This window comes from Kineosporia rhizophila (genome assembly GCF_021277265.1).
In the GTDB taxonomy this organism is placed as follows: domain Bacteria; phylum Actinomycetota; class Actinomycetes; order Actinomycetales; family Kineosporiaceae; genus Kineosporia; species Kineosporia rhizophila.
Genome location: NZ_JAJSOH010000011.1, coordinates 17,817 through 37,891, shown reverse-complemented (window position 1 = coordinate 37,891; position 20,075 = coordinate 17,817). Strand labels below are relative to the sequence as shown.

18 protein-coding genes are annotated in these 20,075 nt (G+C 70.2%); 9 read left to right on the top strand and 9 right to left on the bottom strand.

What is annotated here, in order from left to right; translation table 11 throughout:
• The first annotated feature begins 207 nt into the window (after positions 1-207).
• Positions 208-2,502: a flagellar hook assembly protein FlgD gene (locus LWF15_RS17410; protein WP_232811894.1), complete on the top strand. Its 2,295-nt coding sequence runs from the start codon at positions 208-210 to the stop codon at positions 2,500-2,502.
• Between the two features lie 57 nt (positions 2,503-2,559).
• Here the strand turns inward: LWF15_RS17410 and LWF15_RS17405 are convergent, their stop codons facing one another.
• A complete protein-coding gene (locus tag LWF15_RS17405) occupies positions 2,560-3,105 on the bottom strand; it encodes a Rieske (2Fe-2S) protein (protein WP_232811893.1) in 546 nt (181 codons plus the stop codon).
• 97 nt (positions 3,106-3,202) lie between these two features.
• On the opposite strand from LWF15_RS17405, the gene hrpA reads away from it, so the two are divergent.
• The gene (gene hrpA, locus LWF15_RS17400) at positions 3,203-7,213 is read left to right on the top strand and encodes an ATP-dependent RNA helicase HrpA (protein ID WP_269810356.1); all 4,011 of its coding nucleotides are present in this window, start codon (positions 3,203-3,205) and stop codon (positions 7,211-7,213) included.
• 3 nt (positions 7,214-7,216) lie between these two features.
• Here hrpA and LWF15_RS17395 read toward each other — a convergent pair whose 3' ends face one another.
• Positions 7,217-7,723: a MarR family winged helix-turn-helix transcriptional regulator gene (locus LWF15_RS17395; RefSeq protein WP_232811891.1), complete on the bottom strand. Its 507-nt coding sequence runs from the start codon at positions 7,721-7,723 to the stop codon at positions 7,217-7,219.
• Positions 7,724-7,906: 183 nt separating this feature from the next.
• On the opposite strand from LWF15_RS17395, the gene LWF15_RS17390 reads away from it, so the two are divergent.
• From LWF15_RS17390 to LWF15_RS17370, 5 genes are all read left to right on the top strand, one after another.
• Positions 7,907-8,974 (top strand): 5'-3' exonuclease, encoded by a 1,068-nt coding sequence (locus LWF15_RS17390; RefSeq protein ID WP_232811890.1) that lies wholly within the window; start codon positions 7,907-7,909, stop codon positions 8,972-8,974.
• Between the two features lie 75 nt (positions 8,975-9,049).
• The gene (locus LWF15_RS17385; protein ID WP_232811889.1) at positions 9,050-9,766 is read left to right on the top strand and encodes a GntR family transcriptional regulator; all 717 of its coding nucleotides are present in this window, start codon (positions 9,050-9,052) and stop codon (positions 9,764-9,766) included.
• A 90-nt stretch (positions 9,767-9,856) separates the two neighbouring features.
• Entirely contained in the window at positions 9,857-11,371 is a 1,515-nt protein-coding gene (locus tag LWF15_RS17380) for an NCS1 family nucleobase:cation symporter-1 (protein WP_232811888.1), read from the top strand.
• A gap of 2 nt (positions 11,372-11,373) precedes the next feature.
• Positions 11,374-12,105 carry an aspartate/glutamate racemase family protein gene (locus tag LWF15_RS17375; RefSeq protein ID WP_232811887.1) on the top strand — a complete coding sequence of 244 codons (732 nt, stop codon included), beginning with the start codon at positions 11,374-11,376 and terminating at the stop codon, positions 12,103-12,105.
• 30 nt (positions 12,106-12,135) lie between these two features.
• On the top strand, positions 12,136-12,336 hold the full coding sequence (locus tag LWF15_RS17370) for a hypothetical protein (RefSeq protein WP_232811886.1): 201 nt from the start codon (positions 12,136-12,138) through the stop codon (positions 12,334-12,336).
• A gap of 2 nt (positions 12,337-12,338) precedes the next feature.
• On the opposite strand, the gene LWF15_RS17365 is transcribed toward LWF15_RS17370, so the two are convergent.
• The 4 genes from LWF15_RS17365 to LWF15_RS17350 all read right to left on the bottom strand — a co-directional run bounded on the left by LWF15_RS17365 (position 12,339) and on the right by LWF15_RS17350 (position 14,332).
• Positions 12,339-12,482 carry a hypothetical protein gene (locus LWF15_RS17365; RefSeq protein ID WP_232811885.1) on the bottom strand — a complete coding sequence of 48 codons (144 nt, stop codon included), beginning with the start codon at positions 12,480-12,482 and terminating at the stop codon, positions 12,339-12,341.
• A gap of 84 nt (positions 12,483-12,566) precedes the next feature.
• Positions 12,567-12,977: an ASCH domain-containing protein gene (locus tag LWF15_RS17360; protein WP_232811884.1), complete on the bottom strand. Its 411-nt coding sequence runs from the start codon at positions 12,975-12,977 to the stop codon at positions 12,567-12,569.
• Between the two features lie 25 nt (positions 12,978-13,002).
• Positions 13,003-13,740 carry a phosphotransferase gene (locus LWF15_RS17355; RefSeq protein WP_232811883.1) on the bottom strand — a complete coding sequence of 246 codons (738 nt, stop codon included), beginning with the start codon at positions 13,738-13,740 and terminating at the stop codon, positions 13,003-13,005.
• Between the two features lie 163 nt (positions 13,741-13,903).
• Positions 13,904-14,332 (bottom strand): hypothetical protein, encoded by a 429-nt coding sequence (locus tag LWF15_RS17350; RefSeq protein ID WP_232811882.1) that lies wholly within the window; start codon positions 14,330-14,332, stop codon positions 13,904-13,906.
• A gap of 258 nt (positions 14,333-14,590) precedes the next feature.
• On the opposite strand from LWF15_RS17350, the gene LWF15_RS17345 reads away from it, so the two are divergent.
• Entirely contained in the window at positions 14,591-15,637 is a 1,047-nt protein-coding gene (locus LWF15_RS17345; RefSeq protein WP_232811881.1) for a sensor histidine kinase, read from the top strand.
• Positions 15,634-16,296, top strand: a complete 663-nt coding sequence (locus tag LWF15_RS17340; protein WP_232811880.1) for a response regulator — start codon at positions 15,634-15,636, stop codon at positions 16,294-16,296. Before LWF15_RS17345 ends, LWF15_RS17340 begins: the two co-directional genes overlap by 4 nt.
• Before the next feature lie 49 nt (positions 16,297-16,345).
• Here LWF15_RS17340 and LWF15_RS17335 read toward each other — a convergent pair whose 3' ends face one another.
• Genes LWF15_RS17335 through LWF15_RS17325 form a run of 3 tightly spaced genes read right to left on the bottom strand, consistent with a single transcriptional unit; the run spans position 16,346 to position 19,444 of the window.
• Positions 16,346-17,266 (bottom strand): ABC transporter permease, encoded by a 921-nt coding sequence (locus LWF15_RS17335; protein ID WP_232811879.1) that lies wholly within the window; start codon positions 17,264-17,266, stop codon positions 16,346-16,348.
• A complete protein-coding gene (locus LWF15_RS17330) occupies positions 17,259-18,461 on the bottom strand; it encodes a quaternary amine ABC transporter ATP-binding protein (protein ID WP_232811878.1) in 1,203 nt (400 codons plus the stop codon). The genes LWF15_RS17335 and LWF15_RS17330 overlap by 8 nt, the downstream gene beginning before the upstream one ends.
• On the bottom strand, positions 18,458-19,444 hold the full coding sequence (locus tag LWF15_RS17325) for an ABC transporter substrate-binding protein (protein WP_232811877.1): 987 nt from the start codon (positions 19,442-19,444) through the stop codon (positions 18,458-18,460). The genes LWF15_RS17330 and LWF15_RS17325 overlap by 4 nt, the downstream gene beginning before the upstream one ends.
• Positions 19,445-20,075 lie beyond the last annotated feature (631 nt).

Here is a 20,075-nt window from a genome sequence, read left to right as displayed (position 1 = left end):
CCGACCGGGGGGACGGCCGGGCCCACCACCCGCAACCTCTCCCCCTACCGAGCAAATCCCCCGCGGAGCAACAGATCCGGAGGGTCCGGGGCAAGAGCGGACGGCGAAGACCCCTTCTGCGCCTGATTTCCCCCAGCCGAACCCGCCCAGTCCCCGGCCGCTCACCGGATGCGTGCATCGGCCCTGCTCCCGGAGCACCATTCGCAGGTGTCCGGTTCAAAGGTGGGAGACGCCCAGGTGAGCGCCCCCGATCTCGAAGTCCGCCTCGATCCGGCGGACCACCTGGAGGTCATTCACGAAGCCCCGCCCAGCGAACCCCCACCCCCAGCCGAGCCGGTAAGGCCCAGCGCCCCAGGTCCCCGCCCAGCCCGGCACCTACGCCTGCTTCCGGCCGCCTACGCGCTCTCTCTCGTCCTGACGGGTGCCGTGAATGCTCCCGGTAGCGCCGACGAACCGGTACGAACCCGAGCCCAGGCCCTGGCCGCCCGCACCGTCCAGCCCCTGGACTCACTGACGATGGCCGGTCACCCCGCACCTACCCCGGCCAGATTGATCGGCGCATCGGAACATGGCCTGGCCGTGTGGCAGGGGCCCGCCGCCGGCTCAGGTGCCGCCGCCACGGTCTACACGGGTGCGCTCACCGGCCCCGACGGCACGATGCAGCTGACCGCTCGCCCGGGCGCCGGGGTAAGCACCAGAGACGGCTCTCTGGTCCGGCTGAGCGTCGCCGGCACCCTGCTTACCTGGTACGAACTCGGCGGAGGGAAGCGCGGCAACGCCTACCCCCAGGAAAGTCGGCTGGACCTGGCCACCGGTGAAGAACCCCGGTCCGGCTCCCTCGCAGTACGGGAGAAACCCCGAGGCGGGGAAGCCACCACGCCCTACACGCAGGTGGATCCGGACGGGAAGATCGCCCCGACCACCAAGGGGAAGTGGCTGAAGTTCGGTGACCGGTCGGGCCGCATCATCCGCTACCGGCAGCGCTGGGTGCTGGAGCACCGCACGAAGGGCTCGGCGAAGATCACCCGGGTCGCCCTGCCCAAGGGTGTGACCTCGGACTCCGGCCTGGACCTGGTCGGGGACCGCTTCTACACCGCTTCCAGCGGCCGGCATCCGGCCGTCCACCTGGTCCAGGGCCGCTCGGTGACGAGGATCGCGGAGATCCCGCCGGCCCGGTACCCGGTCACGTCCTGGGCCCTGTCGGCCGGTTCGCTGCACTACACCGACCGATCCGCAGGCCGGCGCAAGGCCGCCGCCGTGTTCGGCAACGTGCTGCGCACCGACGCCGGCCGGATCGTTCTCGGCGACAAGACCGAGCTGACGCAGCTGGCCGGCTCGTCGGCCGGGAACCGCTCCGTCGTCCCGATCGCCTTCTCGGCCGGCCGCGGCGTCCTGCAGAACCCGGGAACGGCCACCCAGTGGCAGCTGATCGACCAGGGAAGAACGAGCGCGGTCGTCGCCCAGCGCTTCGTGGAACTTCCCAACAATGGACGAGTGCGGGTCACCGACGACTCCCCCACCGTCTCGGGCGCGTACACCCTGGTCGCCGGGCAGGTCTTCCGCCCGGACGGAGAGCTGCTCTGGACCGCTCCCGCAGCCTCGGCCCAGCACGGCCACGACGACCTGTACGGCGCCGACGTCGTGTACTCCGTGCCGAAGAGCGGCGCCGGTCTGGCGGGCGTCTGGTCGGTCGACGTCGAGCGCCCGCTGCCGGTCCGGCTCGACCCCAGCAGCTGCGAGCAGGCCCCGCTGGTGGCCACCTGGGCCGGTCAGGCCGCCTGGACCAGCTGCTCCTGGGACCGGGTCACCGTGCAGGACCTGCGCACCGGCGAGATCCGCGACGTCACCACCGGCCTCGGGTCGATCATCGGCTCGGACCCGCAGCCGATCACCGGTCTCACCCTGCGCGAGGGGGTGCTGGCCTGGCGCGACGGTGAGGCCCTGAGCCTGGTCGACCTCTCCGACCCGGCCTCCACCCCCGTCGTCCTGCCCGGCGCCACCACCGGCTTCGCCCTGGACGGCGATCTGGTGGCGCGCGAGGTGCGGCTCGGGGAGCAGCGGCGCCGGGTGGTGCTGGAGAAGCTGCCCTTCGCGGTGAACCTGCGGCCGAGGCTGATCGCGGCGGCCGCCCCGCTCGGCTTCACCCCCGACGGCGACGGCAAGTACGACACCTGGAAGCCGCAGTTCGACGTGACCCGGCCGGTGCGGGACGCGGTGCTGCGGATCCTCGGCCCGGCCGGACGGGTGGTGCGCACCCTGCCGGTCACCGCACCCGACGGCTCCACCACGCTGAGCGACGGCAGCCTGCGGGGCCTGGTCTGGGACGGCCGCTCCGGCGCGGGCACGCGGCTGGCCGTGGGCCAGTACACCTGGGAGCTGACCGCCCAGGCCCTGGACGGCTCCGGCACCCTGATCTCGGCCGCCTCCCCCACCCGGGTCCGGGGCACCGTGGAGGTCAGTGCCGTCGGCCCGGACCGTCCGGACCGGCGCCGGGCCCGGTAAGTCGTTTGACTCCCCGGGCCCGGCGCCTGGATCCTGCGACGATGGGCAGGGAATGGGTCAGGACGTGACGATGTTCCCGCCTTCGACCGACACCTCGATCGGGGTCAGTCCCTTCCCGGCCGCCGGCCCCGAGACGAAAGCGCCCGTGTCCTTCTCGAAGATCGAATTGTGCAGCGGGCAGACGATCTGGTCCCCCTCCACCGCCACGGTCGCACCCTGGTGCGGGCAGACGGCGGAGAAGGCCGCCGGCTGCTCGGCCGCGGGCATCGACACGATGATCGGGTCACCGTCGAGCTCGAAGCTCGCGGCCTCGCCCTCGGGGATGTCGGAGACGGCGGCGATGGTCTGGCCGCCCGAGCCCGAGCCCGCGTCGGCCGAGCTCTCGGTGCTCTCGGAGGCCGAGGGCGTCGAGCCGGAGGACGACGTGGTCTCCTCCTCGTCGCCACCGCCGCAGGCGGCCAGCCCGGCTGCACCGAGCAGGGTCAGGGAGCAGACCGTCATGGCCCGGCGCCGGCTGAAGCCGGCCGGCCGTGCCTCTTCGAGGTTCGCGGCCGCGTCGGGAGCCGTCTGCTTCTCTCCGGTGCTGCGGAGGGTTGCAGTCATGGGTGATCCTCCTGTGAGGTCGTTGAAGATGAAAATACTAGTGACATGGCTACCCGGCCACGCAACTTTTCCCTGTGGTGTCTAGGATTTCGCGCAGATGAGCACACAAACCTGGGTTTCAGCTGTAAATGAGCTGCGTTCTTCCCTGAACGACGTGTCGTTGACCGATGAGCGCCGGCTGGGCCGTCAGCTCGATTCGGTGCTGCACTCACGCCGGCGGACCGACGAGGAGAGAACCGCCGAACTGGCACGGATCTCCACGGAGATCGGCAGTTCGCGGGCCAGGGTCGAGAGCCGTCGCGCCTCCGTTCCGGCGATCACCTATCCGGCGCAACTGCCGGTGAGTCAGCGGCGTGACGACCTGCTGAAGGCGATCGCCGAGCACCAGGTCGTGATCGTGGCAGGTGAGACCGGGTCGGGCAAGACCACTCAACTGCCGAAAATCTGCCTGGAACTGGGCCGCGGCGTCCGCGGGATGATCGGGCACACCCAGCCCCGGCGGCTGGCCGCGCGCTCGGTGGCCGAGCGGATCGCCGAGGAGGTGGGCGGCGAACTGGGCGAGACCATCGGCTACACGGTGCGTTTCACCGACCAGGCGAGCGACTCCACGCTGGTCAAGCTGATGACCGACGGCATCCTGCTGGCCGAGATCCAGCGGGACCGGCTGCTCACCCGCTACGACACGATCATCATCGACGAGGCCCACGAGCGCAGCCTCACCATCGACTTCCTGCTCGGCTACCTCAAGCAGCTGCTGCCGCGCCGGCCCGACCTGAAGGTGGTCATCACCTCCGCCACCATCGACCCGGAGGCGTTCTCACGGCATTTCGACGACGCCCCGATCGTCGAGGTCTCCGGCCGCACCTATCCGGTCGAGGTCCGTTACCGTCCCCTGGTCCTCGTCGAGGAGGTCGACGAGGAGGGCAACACCACCGAGATCACCCGCGACCCGATCGAGGCGGTGATCGAGGCGGTCGACGAGCTCGAGGCCGAGGGCCCGGGCGACGTGCTGGTGTTCTTCAGCGGTGAGCGCGAGATCCGCGACGCCGCCGACGCGCTGAACCGGCACGTCGGGGCGAACACCGAGGTGGTGCCGCTGTACGCCCGGCTCTCGGCGGCCGAGCAGCACCGGGTCTTCGCCCCGCACTCGGGCCGGCGCATCGTGCTGGCCACCAACGTGGCCGAGACCTCGCTCACCGTGCCGGGAATCAGGTACGTGATCGACCCGGGCACGGCCCGGATCAGCCGCTACAGCTTCCGCACCAAGGTGCAGCGCCTGCCGATCGAGAAGGTGTCGCAGGCCTCGGCGAACCAGCGCAAGGGCCGCTGCGGGCGGCTTTCCGACGGTATCTGCATCCGCCTCTACAGCGAGGAGGACTTCGAGAGCCGTCCGGAGTTCACCGACCCGGAGATCCTGCGCACCAACCTGGCCGCCGTCATCCTGCAGATGACCTCACTGAACCTGGGCGAGGTGGAACGCTTCCCGTTCCTGGAGTCGCCCGACCCGCGTCAGATCAAGGACGGCATGGCGCTGCTGGACGAGCTCGGCGCGATCGACCCGGAACAGACTGACCAGCGCAAGCGCCTCACCGGCATGGGGCGCACCCTGGCGCAGCTGCCGGTCGACCCCCGGCTGGCCCGGATGCTGGTGGAGGCCGACCGCAACGGCTGTCTGGCCGACGTCCTGGTGATCGTCTCGGCGCTGTCGATCCAGGACCCGCGGGAACGGCCGACCGACAAGCAGGCCCAGGCCGACCAGTCGCACGCCCGGTTCAAGGACCAGCGCTCGGACTTCCTGAGCTACGTGAACCTGTGGAACTACGTGGTCGGGAAGCAGAAGGAGTACGGCTCCGGCCGGTTCCGGCGGATGTGCCGCGACGAGTTCCTGCACAGTCAGCGGATCCGGGAGTGGCAGGACCTGCACGGGCAGCTGCGTCAGGTGCTGCGCAGCGCGGGGATCCGGGTAGCGGGCGGCCGGGCGACGTCGAGTTTCGATCCCGAGGCCGTCGATCCGGACGAGATCGAGGATGCGCTCGAGCCGGTCACCGACGCCCAGGCGGAAAAGATTCACCTGTCGCTACTTTCGGGACTGCTCTCGCAGGTGGGCCTGAAAGACGGCGAGACGCGGGAGTACCTGGGGGCCCGCAGTGCCCGCTTCGCCATCCAGCCGGGCTCGGCGCTGTACCGCAGCACCCCGCGCTGGGTGATGGTCGGCGAACTGGTCGAGACCAGCCGGCTCTGGGGCCGCACGGCGGCCCGGATCGACCCGTTGTGGATCGAGCGGCTGGCCGGGCACCTGGTCAAGCGGCACTACAGCGAGCCCCGCTGGGAGAAGAAGCGCGGCTCGGCGGTGGCCACCGAAAGGGTCACCCTGTACGGCATTCCGGTGGTGGTCGGGCGCACGGTCGGCTACGGCCGGATCGACCCGGAGCTGTCCCGGGAGCTGTTCATCCGGCACGCCCTGGTCGAGGGCGAGTGGCGCACCGGCCACGCGTTCTTCCACGAGAACCGCAAGCTGCTGGACGATGTCGAGTCGCTGGAGGAGAAGGTCCGGCGCCGCGACATCGTGGTGGACGACGAGATCCTGTTCGACTTCTACGACCAGCGCATCCCCGCCGACGTGGTGTCGGTGCCGCACTTCGACTCGTGGTGGAAGAAGGCCCGCCGGGACCGGCCCGACCAGCTGAGCTTCTGGACGTCCATGCTGTTCGCCCCCGAGGCCCCCAAGGTCTCGGCCGAGGACTACCCGGCCACCTGGCCGGTCGGCGACCTGCGCCTGAAGGTGACCTACCAGTTCGAGCCGGGTACGGCGGCCGACGGGGTCACCGTGCACCTGCCCCTGGGCGCCCTGAACCAGGTCAAGGACCAGGACTTCGAGTGGCAGATCCCGGGACTGCGGCAGGAACTGGTCACCGAGCTGATCCGCTCGCTGCCCAAGCCGGTGCGCAAGGGGCTGACCCCGGCGCCGGAGCGGGCCCGGGCGGTGCTGGAACGGCTGGCCGACACCGAGCCCGGTTCCGAGCCGCTCTTCCCGGCGCTGGAGGACGAGCTCTACGAGCTGACCGGGGTGGACGTCCCGGAGGGCGCGTGGGACCTGGCCAAGGTGCCCGACCACCTCAAGGTCACCTTCCGGGTGGAGGACGAGAAGGGCAACCGGCTGGGCGAGAGCAAGAGCCTGGACCGGCTGCGGGAGAAGCTGCGCCCGAAGCTGCGCCAGGAGATCTCCTCGGCGGTCTCCAAGGTCGAGGTCACCGGGCTGACGGCCTGGACCGTCGGGGCGATCCCGCGGTCGGTCGAGTACAAGTCGGCCGGGCTGACCGTGCAGGGGTATCCGGCGCTGGTCGACCGGGGCAGCACGGTCGACGTGAAGGTGCTCGACGATCCCGGCGACCAGCGTCGCTCGATGCGGGCGGGCACCCGCCGGCTGATCGTGCTGAACATCGCCTCGCCGGCCAAGAGCGTGCTGGCCCGGCTGAGCAACCGGCAGAAGCTGGCGCTGGCCCAGGCCCCGCACAAGACGCCGTCCGACCTGTTCGACGACTGCCTCGGGGCGGCCGTCGACGACCTCGTCGACCGGGCGGGCGGGCCGGCCTGGGACCGGGCCGGCTTCGAGCGCCTGCTCCTGGAGGTGCGGCAGGAGGTGCATCCGGAGGTCACCAGCGTCCTGGCCACCACGTCCACGATTCTGGGGCTGGCCCGCGAGATCGAGCTGGAGCTGAAGTCCACGTCGAGCCCGGCCCTGCTGCCGGGGCTCACCGACCTGCGCTCCCAGCTGGCCGCTCTGGTCTTCCCCGGCTTCGTGACCGCCACCGGCGCGACCAAGCTGCCTGACCTCGTCCGTTATCTGCAGGCCATGCAACGCCGGCTGGAGAAGCTGCCGGAGCGCTACCAGCGCGACCGGGGGCAGCAGGAACAGGTCCTTGCTCTGCGGGCCGAGTTCCAGGCGGCGGTGGCTAAGCTGCCGCCGGCACGCCGGCGCGAGGACGACGTGATCGGCGTGCGCTGGATGCTCGAGGAACTACGGGTGGGTCTGTTCGGCGGCGGACTCAAGACCGCGTACCCCGTGTCCGAGCAGCGGGTGCGCAAGGCGATCGCCGACCTGCGCTGAGGTTCAGCCCTCGCCGTCGGAACTGCTCGACGGCGGCGGGGGCACCAGCGTGCCGTCGGGGTCGATCTTGGCCAGGATCGCCCCGGAGATCTCGTTCAGCTGCTGCACCTGCTCGGCGGTGAGGGCGTCGAAGACGAACCGCTGCACCGCCTCCACGTGCCCCGGCGCCATCCCGACCAGGGCGGCCATCCCCTCGTCGGTGAGCTGGGCCACCTGACCCCGGCCGTCCTCGGCGGCCCGGAAGCGCCGGACGAGGCCCCGGTTCTCCAGCCGGCTGATGGTGTGCGACAGCCGGCTCGGGGAGCTGCTGGAGCGGGCCGCCAGCTCGCTCATCCGCAGCTGACGGTCGGGCGCCTCGGAGAGCATGGCCAGGGCGAAGTAGGCGAAGTGGGTGAGGGAGGCGTCGTGCTGCAGTTGGGCGTCCAGGGAGGCCGGTAGCAGGGTGAAGACCGCGGCGAACTTGCGCCAGGCCTTCTGTTCCTCGTCGCTCAGCCACCGCGGTTCGCTCACCGGCACACTGTATCCAGGGTTTTCGGGAATCTGCCTCATCGGACGCTCCGGTGGTTCCCCGGGGCAACCAGCCGGTAATCGGAGATCCACCGGGCCTGCGGCCAGGCAAGATCGAACACTCGTTCGAGATTTTCCGGTCAGGGTGCGTGCGCCGACGCGACCGGTTGGGGCATTCTGGGACGCGTGCCCGTTCCCCTGCTGCTGGCTGTCGACGGCAACAGCCTCCTGCACCGCGCTCACCACGCGATGTCCCAGGGCGATCTGCGCGACCAGGGCGGCGCCCCGGTCTGGGCGCTGAAGGGGCTGATCAGCTTCCTGGCCACGGCCTCGGCCCGGCTGCGGCCGGACGCCCTGGTGGTGGGCTTCGACTGCGCGGCCGGTGAGTCGGTCCGGCGCGGTGACTACGACGGCTACAAGGCGCACCGGCCGGAGAAGTCCGAAGATCTGTGCCTGCAGCTCGACGCCGCCCCCGGCTTCCTGGCCGCGGCCGGCGTCACGGTGATCGTGCCCAAGGGCTACGAGGCCGACGACGTGATGGCCTCCTCGGCCCGGGCCGCCCGCCGGCACGGCTGGCGCACCACCGTGGTCACCAGCGACCGCGACATGTTCGCCCTGGTCGACGAGAACACCTCGGTGCTGCGGGTGATGAACGGCGGCATCGACGGCTCGCCCCTGATCGACCCGGAAGGGCTGCAGCACCAGTACGGCGTGCGCCCCGACCAGTACAAGGACTTCGCCGCCCTGCGCGGCGACGCCTCCGACAACCTGCCCGGCGCCTTCGGCATCGGCCCCAAGCGGGCGGCGAAGCTGCTGGCCGAGTTCGAGTCGGTGGAGAAGGTCTACGGCGCGCTCGACGACGGGCGGGAAGAGGAGGTGGCCGCGCTGATCGGGCCGGCCGCCACCGCCGCCCTGGCCGGCCCCGAGGCCCGCGCGAACGTGGCCCGCAACCAGCACCTCATGGAGATGCGCCGCGACCTGCGCATCCCGAAGATCGCCACGATGTCCCTGCCGCTCGACGAGCAGCGCCTGCAGGACACGCTGAGGGCCCGCGACATCCGGCTCGGCGCCTCGCTCTGGTCACTCACCGGCGGCGAGCCGCCGTCCTGGTACAGCGAGCGGGTCTACGGGCAGGGCCCGCGCTCCCGCCCGGAGAACAAGGACAGGGTGATCACCCTGCCCCGCCCCACGCTCACCCGGGCCGCCCGTAACGCCGCCGCGCTGGCCGACGCCGGGCAGATGAGCCTGTTCTGACCTGGGTCGGGTTTCGTAAGTCCATGCCTTCTGCGGGGCCCCCGGCTCCCGCCGTCCTCAGGTAGTTTCCCGAGGATGGGCCACGGACGGCGATCGGTTCTCCTTGCCCAGCTGGAGCCACGCCGCACCGGCAGCCCCCAGCTGGCGATCCTGGACGAGCTGCGGCGGGTGATCCTGGAGGGCGGCGCCCCGCCCGGTACCCCGATCCCCCTGGCCGAGGTGGCCGCGTTGTTCGGGGTGAGCCCGATCCCGGTGCGCGAGGCCCTGAAGACGCTGGTGGGGGAGAACCTGGTGGCCCACCGGCCGAACGCTGGTTACGTGGTGGCGCAACTGACCCGGCGGGAGCTGTCCGAGATCTACCTGGTGCGGGGCGTGCTGGAGTCGGCGGCTCTGCGGGCCGCCGTCGAGATGGCCACCTCGGCCGACATCGCTGCTGCCGCTCAGGCCCATGCGATGTTGGAGACCCTGCAGACCGACTGGGATCCGCGCAGCTACCACCGGGCGAGCCGGCACTTTCATCTGGCGCTGATCGTGCCCTGCCGGATGCACCGGCTGCAGCGCATGTTCGAGTCGGCCTGGAACGTCACCGAGCCGTTCCAGCCGATGCGCTGGCTACCCGGCGCCGAGCGGGCGCTGCTGCACGGCGAGCACACCGCGATGCTCACCGCGTTCACCACCCGCGACGCCGAGGCCCTGCTCCGGATCGCCGGCCAGCACCACGACCGTCTGGCGCAGGTGATCGCCTCGCTGCCGGAACGGGCCGGGCTGCTGGCCGATCCGGAAGATATATGAAAGCCGACATCACCGGGCAACAAGCGCGGCCTAGCGTCGAAGGAGCCCCTGATCCTCCTACGCCTCCTCCTACGCCCCGGGAGCCCGCTCATGGCCGAAGACGTCGTCCACCACCTGACCCCCGACCACCCGGCCGGAGCTTCAGTGATCAAGGAGGGGTACGACCCCCGCCTCACCAACGAGGACCTGGCGCCCCTGGCCGACCAGAAGTGGGGCACGTACAACATCTTCGCGTTCTGGATGTCGGACGTGCACAGCGTCGGCGGATACGTGACCGCCGGAAGCCTTTTCGCCCTCGGTCTCACCTCCTGGCAGGTTCTGGTCTCGCTGGTGGTGGGCATCCTGATCGTCCAGTTCTTCTGCAACCTGGTGGCGAAACCCAGCCAGATCGCCGGGGTTCCGTACCCGGTGATCTGCCGCGCCCCGTTCGGTGTGCGCGGCGCCAACATCCCGGCGATCATCCGCGGGGCGATCGCGGTGGCCTGGTACGGCATCCAGACCTACCTGGCCTCGGCCGCGCTCGACGTGGTGCTGGTGCGCCTGTTCGACGGTCTGGCGCCCTACGCCGACCCCGCCCAGCACGGCTTCCTCGGCCTCTCCTACCTGGGCTGGGGCACCTACGCCCTGCTCTGGGTGCTGCAGGCGGCGGTGTTCTGGATGGGCATGGAGAGCATCCGCCGGTTCATCGACTTCTGCGGCCCGGCCGTCTACGTGGTGATGTTCCTGCTCTGCGGCTACCTGCTGTGGAAGTCCGAGTGGCACGTCTCGCTCAACCTCTCGTCGGAGAACCTCTCCGGCTGGAGCGTGGTCACCACCATGCTCTCGGCGATCGCCCTGGTGGTCTCCTACTTCTCCGGCCCGATGCTGAACTTCGGCGACTTCTCCCGCTACGGGCGCAGCTTCGAGGCGGTCAAGCGCGGCAACCTGCTCGGCCTGCCGGTCAACTTCCTGGTGTTCTCGCTGCTCACGGTGCTCACCGCGGCGGCCACCCTGCCGGTCTTCGGCGAGCTGATCACCGACCCGGTCCAGACCGTCTCGCGGATCGACAACACCTTCGCGATCGTGCTCGGTGCCCTCACCTTCACCACTGCCACGATCGGGATCAACATCGTGGCCAACTTCATCTCCCCCGCCTTCGACTTCTCCAACGTCAGCCCGCAGCGGATCAGCTGGCGGGCCGGCGGCATGATCGCGGCGGTCGGCTCGGTGATCCTCACGCCGTGGAACTGGTACGACAACACCGACGCGATCCACTACACCCTGGGCGTGCTGGGTGCCCTGATCGGCCCGCTGTTCGGGGTCCTGATCGCCGACTACTACCTGATCCGCCGCCAGCGGGTGGTGGTGGACGACCTGTTCACCATGTCGGAGGACGGAAGGTACTGGTACGAGAAGGGCTACAACCCGGACGCGGTGCTCGCCACGGCCCTGGCCGGCACCTTCTCGATCGCCTCGGTGGTGGTGCCGAAGCTGACCGGCGACGCGCTCTGGATCAGTGACTACAGCTGGTTCATCGGCTGCGCCCTGGGCTTCGTGGCCTACTTCGCGCTGGCCGGACGGCCCGGGTCGGCCACCCGGCGGGCCCTCACCGAGGCGGCCGGCTGACCATGCGGATCCGGGTGATCAACCCGAACACCACCGCCTCGATGACCGCCACGATCGCCCACGCCGCCCGCGCGGTGGCCGGTCCCGGCACGGTCGTCGAGGCGGTGAACCCGGAGCACGGCCCGGTCTCGATCGAGAGCCACTACGACGAGGCCCTGGCCGTGCCGGGCCTGCTCGCCGAGATCGCGCGCGGTGAGCAGGAGGGGGTCTCGGCCTACGTGGTGGCCTGTTTCGGCGACCCCGGGCTGGAGGCCGCCCGGGAACGGGCCCGGGGCCCGGTGGTCGGGATCGCCGAGGCGGGGATGCACGCCGCCTCGTTCCTGGGGCGGGGGTTCAGCGTGGTCACCACCCTCTCGCGGACCACCGGGCGGGCCTGGGACCTGGCCCGCAGCTACGGCTTCGGCGAGCGCTGCCGGGGCGTGCACAGTTGCGAGATCCCGGTGCTGGCGCTGGAGACCGACCCGCAGGCCCGGGCGGTGATCACCGAGCACTGCCGCCGGGCGCTGGAGGAGGACGGTTCGGACGCGGTGGTGCTGGGGTGCGCGGGGATGGCCGACCTCTGCGCATCGATCACGAACGCTCTCGGGTCACCGGTGGTGGACGGGGTGGCGGCGGCCACCGTGTTCGCCGAGTCGCTGGTGCGTCTGGGGCTGAGCACCGGGAAGAGAGGTGAGTTCGCCCCGCCGCCGCCCAAGCCCTTCACCGGGGTGCTGGCCCCGTGGGGCCTGGGGTGACCAGGCGCGCAGTCCGGTTAGGGTGGGCGTGTGGAGATCGCCGTTCTGACCGTGCTCGGCCTGGCCGCCCTCGTGGTGATGGGCCTGGTGCTGCGCATCGTCTACACCGCCTACAAGCAGTCGCGGCGCGGTGAGATCCCGACCGAGCAGCAGCGCAGCCAGATCATGATCCTCAGCGGCGCCGGCGTGGCGCTGGCCGTGCTCGCCCTGCTGGTGCCCCGTCTGTTCTGATTTCAGCGCAATCGGTGCGCCAGCAGCACCACGCAGACCAGGACGAGGGTGATCGCGGCCGGGAACAGATTGCCGGAGAAGGCCATCGCTCCGGCAATCACCAGCGCCACCACGCAGACCAGCCACACCAACGCCGAGATCTTCACCGCAGCCCCCTCCCGCCTCAGCCCCCGCGCCCTCACACTACGTCGGCATGATCGATTTGCCCAGATATCACCCGGGCACCGAGGTCAGCCCAGGTCGGACGCAGACCACAGCCGGAACGAGACGCAGGCCACCGGCGTGTCCCCCGACACCGTCTCGCCGGCACTCTCCCAGAACCGGCGGTGAGCGAGCGCCCACTCTTCCCAGTCGGCGAAACCCTCGCCCTCGGAGCGCGCGAACTCATCGGTGACCTGCTCGAACGGCACCACCTGGACGCCGGTGACCTCGATCCGCCCCACCTCGGTCAGGTCGTCGTCGACCAGCACCATCACCTCGCCGGCCTGCTCGAGTTCCTCCCCCTCGGCGGCGTAGTCCGAGTAGAGCCCGGCCGTGCCCCGTTTCAGCCCGGCCAGCACCAGCCCGTTCAGCTCGGCCCGCATCGCCCCCTTGGAGCCGAGCTCCATCGTGCGCAACCCGTCCACCCGCGGCCAGCCCATCGTTTCCTCCTCCGTCGTCGGGCGCTCAGCCTTCCATGGCCACATCGGCCGGCAGTTCGGCCACCCAGGACTTCTCGGCCGCCAGCTGTGCCCGCCCCTGCGGGGTGACCCAGCGCCCGAACGCTGTCTGCCCAGCGGCCACCCGTCCCAGCACGAAGAGTTCCCCGGCCTGCCGACGCTGGTCGACCACCCGAGGAAAGGCCCGGCGATCTTCCTCGGACAGCCCGTACCCCGCGAGGAAAACCAGTAAGCGACGGCGCATCTCAGCCATGTCCATCGGTGGGACCGACGGGTCGTGACGGCTCGGGTGGGTGAAGGGCACGCACAGACGAGCGGTACTCACCACGTCCCACAAGGGGCGCCCGGGCGCCGCGAATTCCCAGTCGAGCACCGCGGCGGCAGAGCCGTCATGAGCCACGATGTTCTCCGGGCAGATGTCGGCGTGCACGATGATCGACCCGCCTTCCGGGTCGGCCAGTTCGGTGTTCCAGACGCTGCCGGCCGGGGGCTGCCAGCCTTCGGCCGCATCGTGCAGACGTCGGAGCAGACGGCCGAGCGACGACAGGTACTGATCGGTGAACGACCACGCCGGAAACGGCGGCAGCGCGACGTCGCCCGGCATCCAGCTGAGCACCTCGCGCCCCCGCTCGTCCTGACCCACCGGCACCGGGGCGATCCCGGGGGCGGTCTTCGCCAGGTGAGCGAGAAAGGCGTGGGTAGGGGCGGTGTACGACCGCCAGGGGCGCCTGACCGTGTCTCCCAAGCGAAAGACCTGCCCTGCGTTCCCGACGCCCCCGGCCAGAGGAATTTCCTGTTCCATAGAAACTCATCCTCCGACACTGTCGCTGAGCCGCGCGAACAGATCGGTGGTGGACAGCAGGAGCCCTCCCACGATGGCCAGCAGCCAGGCCGTGTCCTCGCGTTCGTTACGGCGGATCCAGCAGCACGGCCACCACCCCGATCACGAGGACACCGCGCGCCGCCGCGTTCGGCCCGACCACTGCATCACGCCAACGCGACAGCTGACCCTCCTCCCCCGCTGCGTCAGGTCGTCGCCCCAGGCCGTACCAGGCCGCAAACAGCAGCAACGCAATACCGAAGACGGTGACCAGCAGGTCACCCACCGGCGAGTCGAGGAGGTCAGTGACCTGCCGGCGCAGAGCCGAGAAACTGGCGGCCAGGCCGACGCCGAGCACCAGATACCCCGTGGCCAGCACCAGCAGGTACCCGAACACGTTCCGGTACCGCAGCTCGCCCGGGGCCAGCAGGAACCAGACCGGCACCAGCAGAGTTGACACGCTCACCGAGTCCAGCAGGGCGAGGGGCAGAATTTCGCCCAACAGCGCGGGATTCATGCACCATCCTGTTCACGAAGGCAGCAGAGTTCGCGAGCGGCACCGCCACGTTACAGCGAAGCCGCTCGTGATCTGAAAGAGCCAGCAGAACAATGGACGATCGGGCGGGGGTAGCCGGTGAAGGCTCGGGTCGGGTGGTCGGCGGGGTCGGGCGGGCAGGCGATTGCAGCCGCCTGGCAACGGGTATCGTCTGGTCAGCGAGACCAACTGATCGACCTGGGACTGGTCGGGAGCGCTGTCGGGCTCGAGATCGGGTTCTTGTCAGACAGTCTTGGTGCCCCGGGCAGCCCGCCACCTGCCATACCGATCGCGCTGAGTGTTCTGGCCGGGCTGCTGCTCTGGTTCCACCGCCGCAGTCCCCTGGGCGTTCTTCTGGCCCTCCTGCTCATCGAAGGCTTCCTGGCGGCGATCAATGCTTACCCCGGCGGAGCGCCTGCGGTCATCGCCCTCGGGTTGCTCTCCCTGCAGGAAGAACGCCGTAGGTCGGTGCCGGCGCTGGTGGTGAGCGCCATCGTGCTGCAGGTCGGCTCGATCAGCAGCCTGCCGGTGCCGGTGCTGGCCTGGGCCGTCGGCGTCTACCTGCAAACGCGGCAGCGCTACGTGGCCACCCTGGCCGAACGCGCCGAGCAACTGGAGCGGGAACGAGAACAGCGTGACCAGCTCGCGGCCCAGGCCGAGCGCACTGCGATCGCCCGCGAACTGCACGACATCGTGGCTCACTCGGTCACCGTGATGCTGCTCGGCGTACGGGGTGCCCGGGATTCCGTACGCCGCGATCCCGACCTGGCGGAGGAGGCGCTGCGCCGGGTGGAGAAGAGCGGCGAGGAGAGCATGGCGGAACTGCGGCGCATGCTCTTGGTGCTGCGTAACCAGGGTGACGGGGCCGCGCTCGCTCCGGCGCCCACCCTGGACCAGGTGCCAGATCTGGTGGCCCGGCACCGGGAAGCCGGTATGCCGGTCACCCTCAGCCGCACCGGCTCGATCCGGGCCGCCCCGCCCGGGATCGAGCTCACGGCGTACCGCATCGTTCAGGAGGGTCTGACCAACGTGCTCAGGCACGCCCACTCCCCCAGTCAGGTAAGCGTGCACATCGGATACGGCGACGAGCGTCTGGAGGTTGTTGTGCAGGACGACGGCCGGGTCGCCCCGGCTTCGGCCTGGGAAGGTGGCCACGGACTGCGCGGCCTTCACGAACGAGTCTCGGCAGCGGGCGGCGAGCTGGCCACCCAGAGCCCGGTACCCCCGTCCATCGGTGGTTTTCGCCTCACGGCTCAGCTGCCTCGGCCGAAAGATCAGACACCGTGAGCATCCGCATCCTTCTCGCCGACGACCAGGAACTGGTCCGGCTGGGCCTGCGCCTGGTTCTGGCTGCCTTCGACGACCTCGAGGTGGTGGGCGAGGCCGCCGACGGCATCGCTGCCGTCCACGAGACCGAGCGGCACCGGCCCGACATAGTCTTGATGGACGTCCGTATGCCCGTCTCCGACGGCATCACCGCAACCGCGGCAATCACCGAGAAGCACCCCGAGACGCGGGTTCTCGTGCTCACCACGTTCGAGGAGGACGAGTACGTCTTCGGTGCCATCCGGGCCGGGGCGGCCGGGTTCCTGCTCAAGGATGCTTCCCGCGAGAAGCTTCTCGAAGCGATCCGGGTGGTGCACAGCGGCGACTCGTTGCTCTCCCCTTCGGTGACCCGGCGGCTGGTTGAGGTTTTCGCGCATCGCAGCCCACCCGTCACCACCGGTACTGCGGCGCAAAGACTCACCGCCCGCGAGCGGGAGACGCTGGTGCTGCTGGCCCGTGGCCTCTCGAACGCCGAGATCGGCCGTCGGCTCCACGTCGCCGAGACCACGGTGAAGTCGCACGTGAGCAGCCTCCTGCTGAAACTCGGCCTGCGCGACCGGGTCCAGGCGGTGGTGTTCGCCTACGAGAATGCTCTCGTGGTAGCCGGCCAGAACGAATGAGGGACGTCCGTGACCAGGTGGTCACGGACGTCCCTCATTTCGTTCCGGTTCAGTTCGCGGGGACCAGTTCCTTGCCCGCGGGCTGCACCTGGACCTGCTCGAGGCCCTCGGTGGCCGTGCGCTTCGGCCACCAGGACGGGTTGCCCCGGCCCTGACCGCCGAGCGCGGCCGAGACCCGGTCGAGGTAGATCGCCAGCACCACCACGGCCAGGCCGCCCTCGATCGAGTCACCGATCTGCAGGCTCTGCACCGCCGAGACGACGATGCCGCCCAGACCCTCACCACCGACCAGACCGGCGACCACGACCATCGACAGGGCCAGCATGATCACCTGGTTGACCCCGGCCATGATCGAGGGACGGGCCAGCGGAAGCTGCACCTCCCGCAGGATCTCCAGGCGCGACGCGCCGAAGGCGGCCGAGGCCTCGACCGTCTCGGCGTCGACCTGGCGGATCCCCAGTGTGGTCAGGCGCACCGCGGGCGGGGCGGCGAACACGATGGTGGCGATCATGCCGGGCACCGCCCCGATGCCGAAGAACAGCACCGTCGGCAGCAGGTACACGAAGGTGGGCACGGTCTGCATGAAGTCCAGCACCGGCCCGACCACGGCCCGGACCACCGGGTTGAACGCCGACCAGATGCCCACCGGGATCCCGATCAGCAGCGCCACCGCGGTGGCCAGCAGCACGGTGGCCAGGCTCTGCATGGTCTCGTACCACAGGCCCATCCCGTCGACCAGGAGCAGGCCGGCGGTGAGCAGCACGGTCAGGCCGATGCGGCGGGTGACCACCAGCGCGATCACCGCGAACACGATGGTCATCGGGATCGGCTGCAGACCGGCGACGATGTCGTAGGTGAACCGCAGCAGGTGGCTCAGCAGGGTGGTGAGCCAGTCGAAGAAACCCTCGAGGTTGTCGGTGAGCCAGTTGATGACGTCCTCACCGTACTGGCCGATCTTGATCTCAGGCATTGACTGCCGCCTCCTCACGGGCCTCGGCAACGCTCGAAAGGCTGGACAGGATGGCCGCGCGGGGCACCACGCCGGCCAGCTTGCCGTTCTCGTCGACCACGGTGACCGGGACGACCTGGCGGCCGGCCAGATGCATGAAGTCGCCGATCACGGCGTCCGGCTTCACCGCGTGGTACTCCTTCGTCACGCAGCGGGCGAGGTCCTTCTCCTTGCGGGTGACCGCGTCGTGCAGGTTGGTGTCGGTGACCACGCCGAGCAGGTGCCCGTCGTCCTCCAGCACGAAGGCACCCACGGCCTCGTTGTCGGCCAGCCGGCTCAGCGCCACCGCCGGGTCCTCGCCCACCCGGAAGGTGAGAAGCGCCGGGCGCACCAGGTCGGCGGCGGTGAGCACGCGGGCCCGGTCCACGTCGGCGACGAACTCGCTGACGTAGTCGTCGGCCGGGCGGGCCACGATCTCCACGCCGGCGCCGACCTGGACCACCTTGCCGTCGCGCATGACCATGATCCGGTCACCGATCCGCATGGCCTCGTTCAGGTCGTGCGTGACGAACACGGTGGTGCGCCTGTCCTCGGCCTGCAGCTGGGTGAGCAGGTCCTGCATGTCCCGCCGGATCAGCGGGTCGAGGGCCGAGAACGGCTCGTCCATCAGCAGGATCGGCGGGTCGACGGCCAGCGCCCGGGCCAGGCCGACGCGCTGGCGCATACCGCCGGAGAGCTCGTGCGGGTACTTCGAGCCGCGCCCCTCCAGCCCGACCCGCTTCAGTGCGGCGTCGGCCTTCTCGAACCGCTCGCCCTTGGCCACGCCGCGCACCTTCAGCCCGTAGGCCGCGTTCTCCAGCACGGTCCGGTGCGGGAAGAGCGAGAAGTGCTGGAAGACCATGCCGATCTTCTGGTTCCGGATCTGGCGCAGCCGCGCGTCCGGGACCTTGACGATGTCCTCGTCGTCGATCAGCAGCTCACCGCTGCTGGGCTCGTTGAGGCGGTTGATCATGCGCAGCACGGTGGACTTGCCCGACCCGGAAAGACCCATGACGACGAACATCTCGCCGGTCTCGATCCGGAAGCTGACGTCGTGCGCGCCCAGGTAGCCACCGGCCTTGGCGACCGCGGCGGCCGGATCTTCACTGGCCAGGGCCCGGCGGGCGGCGCCCGCGCTGAGGCCGTAGGCCTTGCTCAGGTTCTTTCCCTCGATCATGCGCCGATCACCGACTCCGCATCCTGACCGTCACTGGACTTCACACCCTGCAGGAACTCGCCGACCTTCTCCGGGTTGGCCTCGATCCAGGCCGACGCGATGTCGCTCAGCGACTTACCTTCCTTGTCGTGGTCGTAGTAGAACTGCCCGGCCTCGTCCGTGGTGAAGCTGAGCTGCTTCAGGAACGTGGCGATGTTGGGGTTCTCCTCGGCGAAGCCCGCGCGGGAGACCGTGCGGATCTCACCGGCCCCGCCCCAGACGCCCTCCGGGTCCTCCAGGAACACGGTCTTGAACTGCACCGTCATCCAGTGCGGGCTCCAGCCCAGGAAGACGATCGGCTGGCCCGCACTCTGCGCCTTCTCGGCCTGCGCGAGCATCGCCGGGGTGCCGCTCTCGACCAGCTTCCAGTCGCCGAGGCCGTAGGCGTCCTCGTCGATGGCCTTCTGGATCGTCTCGTTGCCCGGGGCACCGGCCTCGATGCCGTAGATCCGGCGGCCGAACGCGTCGGCGTGCTGGTCCAGGTCGGCCAGCGACTTGATGCCCAGTTCCTCGGCGGTGTCGCCGGGCACCACCGGGGAGTACTCGGTGCCCTCCAGGATCGTGCTGTCCACCACCACGTCGCCGCCGTCGATCAGCTCGCCGTAGGTGGGCTCCTGCGAGGGCCACCAGTTGCCCAGGTAGGCGTCCGCGTCACCGCTGGCGATCGCCCGGGCGCCGAGCTCGACCGAGACCTCGTTGACCCGGACCGAGTAGCCCAGGTCCTCGAGGATCTGCTTGGCGATCTCGTTCTGCGCCTGGAGGTCGACCCACGGCTGCTGGATCAGCGTCACCGACTCGGTGCCACCACCCCCGCCGCCGCCTCCGCCGTCGCCGAGCAGGGCGAAGTCACCCTTGTCCTCGGCGCTGGAACAGGCGCTGGTGACCGCGGCCACGCACAGCGCGACGGCCAGCGCCCTCAGACCATGCCGTCTGGGAGGCCTCATCCTGCTTCTCCTTCTTCCGGTGCTGCGGGGGGATTCCGACGTGGGCCGACCGTCTGCCCGGCGGGGACCTGCTCGCGGCAGAAACCGGCCTCCGGGGGCCAGGTTCGACTGCGCAGAGTCCGGGCGGGGCCCAAAGGTGTTGTGCAGCAGGCAAGCGGGCAGGCCGGACGCCGACCGCGCCGGAAAGATCCGGGGCGGCCGGGCCGGTCGTGCTCACGTGCGGCAGTCATCGTCAGATCGTTCGTCAGGTTCACGGCTTCGTCGGCGTGCGGTTCCGGACGTACAACCTTGCCAGGGATCGGCCCGGAAGGCCCGTCCGGATCCGAAAGCCGGTGCCGGATAGCACACCTGGCTCCGGGCTCTCGCCCCCGGCCTGCGCCCGGGTGAGCCTTCTCACTCACTTCCGGCGCAGGCCGGCCACCCTGGGTCGACAGCCGGCCACCCGGCCGCCGCCGTCGTCGACCACCGGCCCGGGCCCGGAGGGCCTCGCCCACGGTCGGCGGTGACGTCGGCCGGCCATCACCGCTACCTTGGTCACCACACCTGGTGCCGGACCGGAGCACATTCTTCACCCATTCGAAACATAGTCAGTCACAGGCACTTCCGCCCGTGCGGCATCGACCGCGGTGAA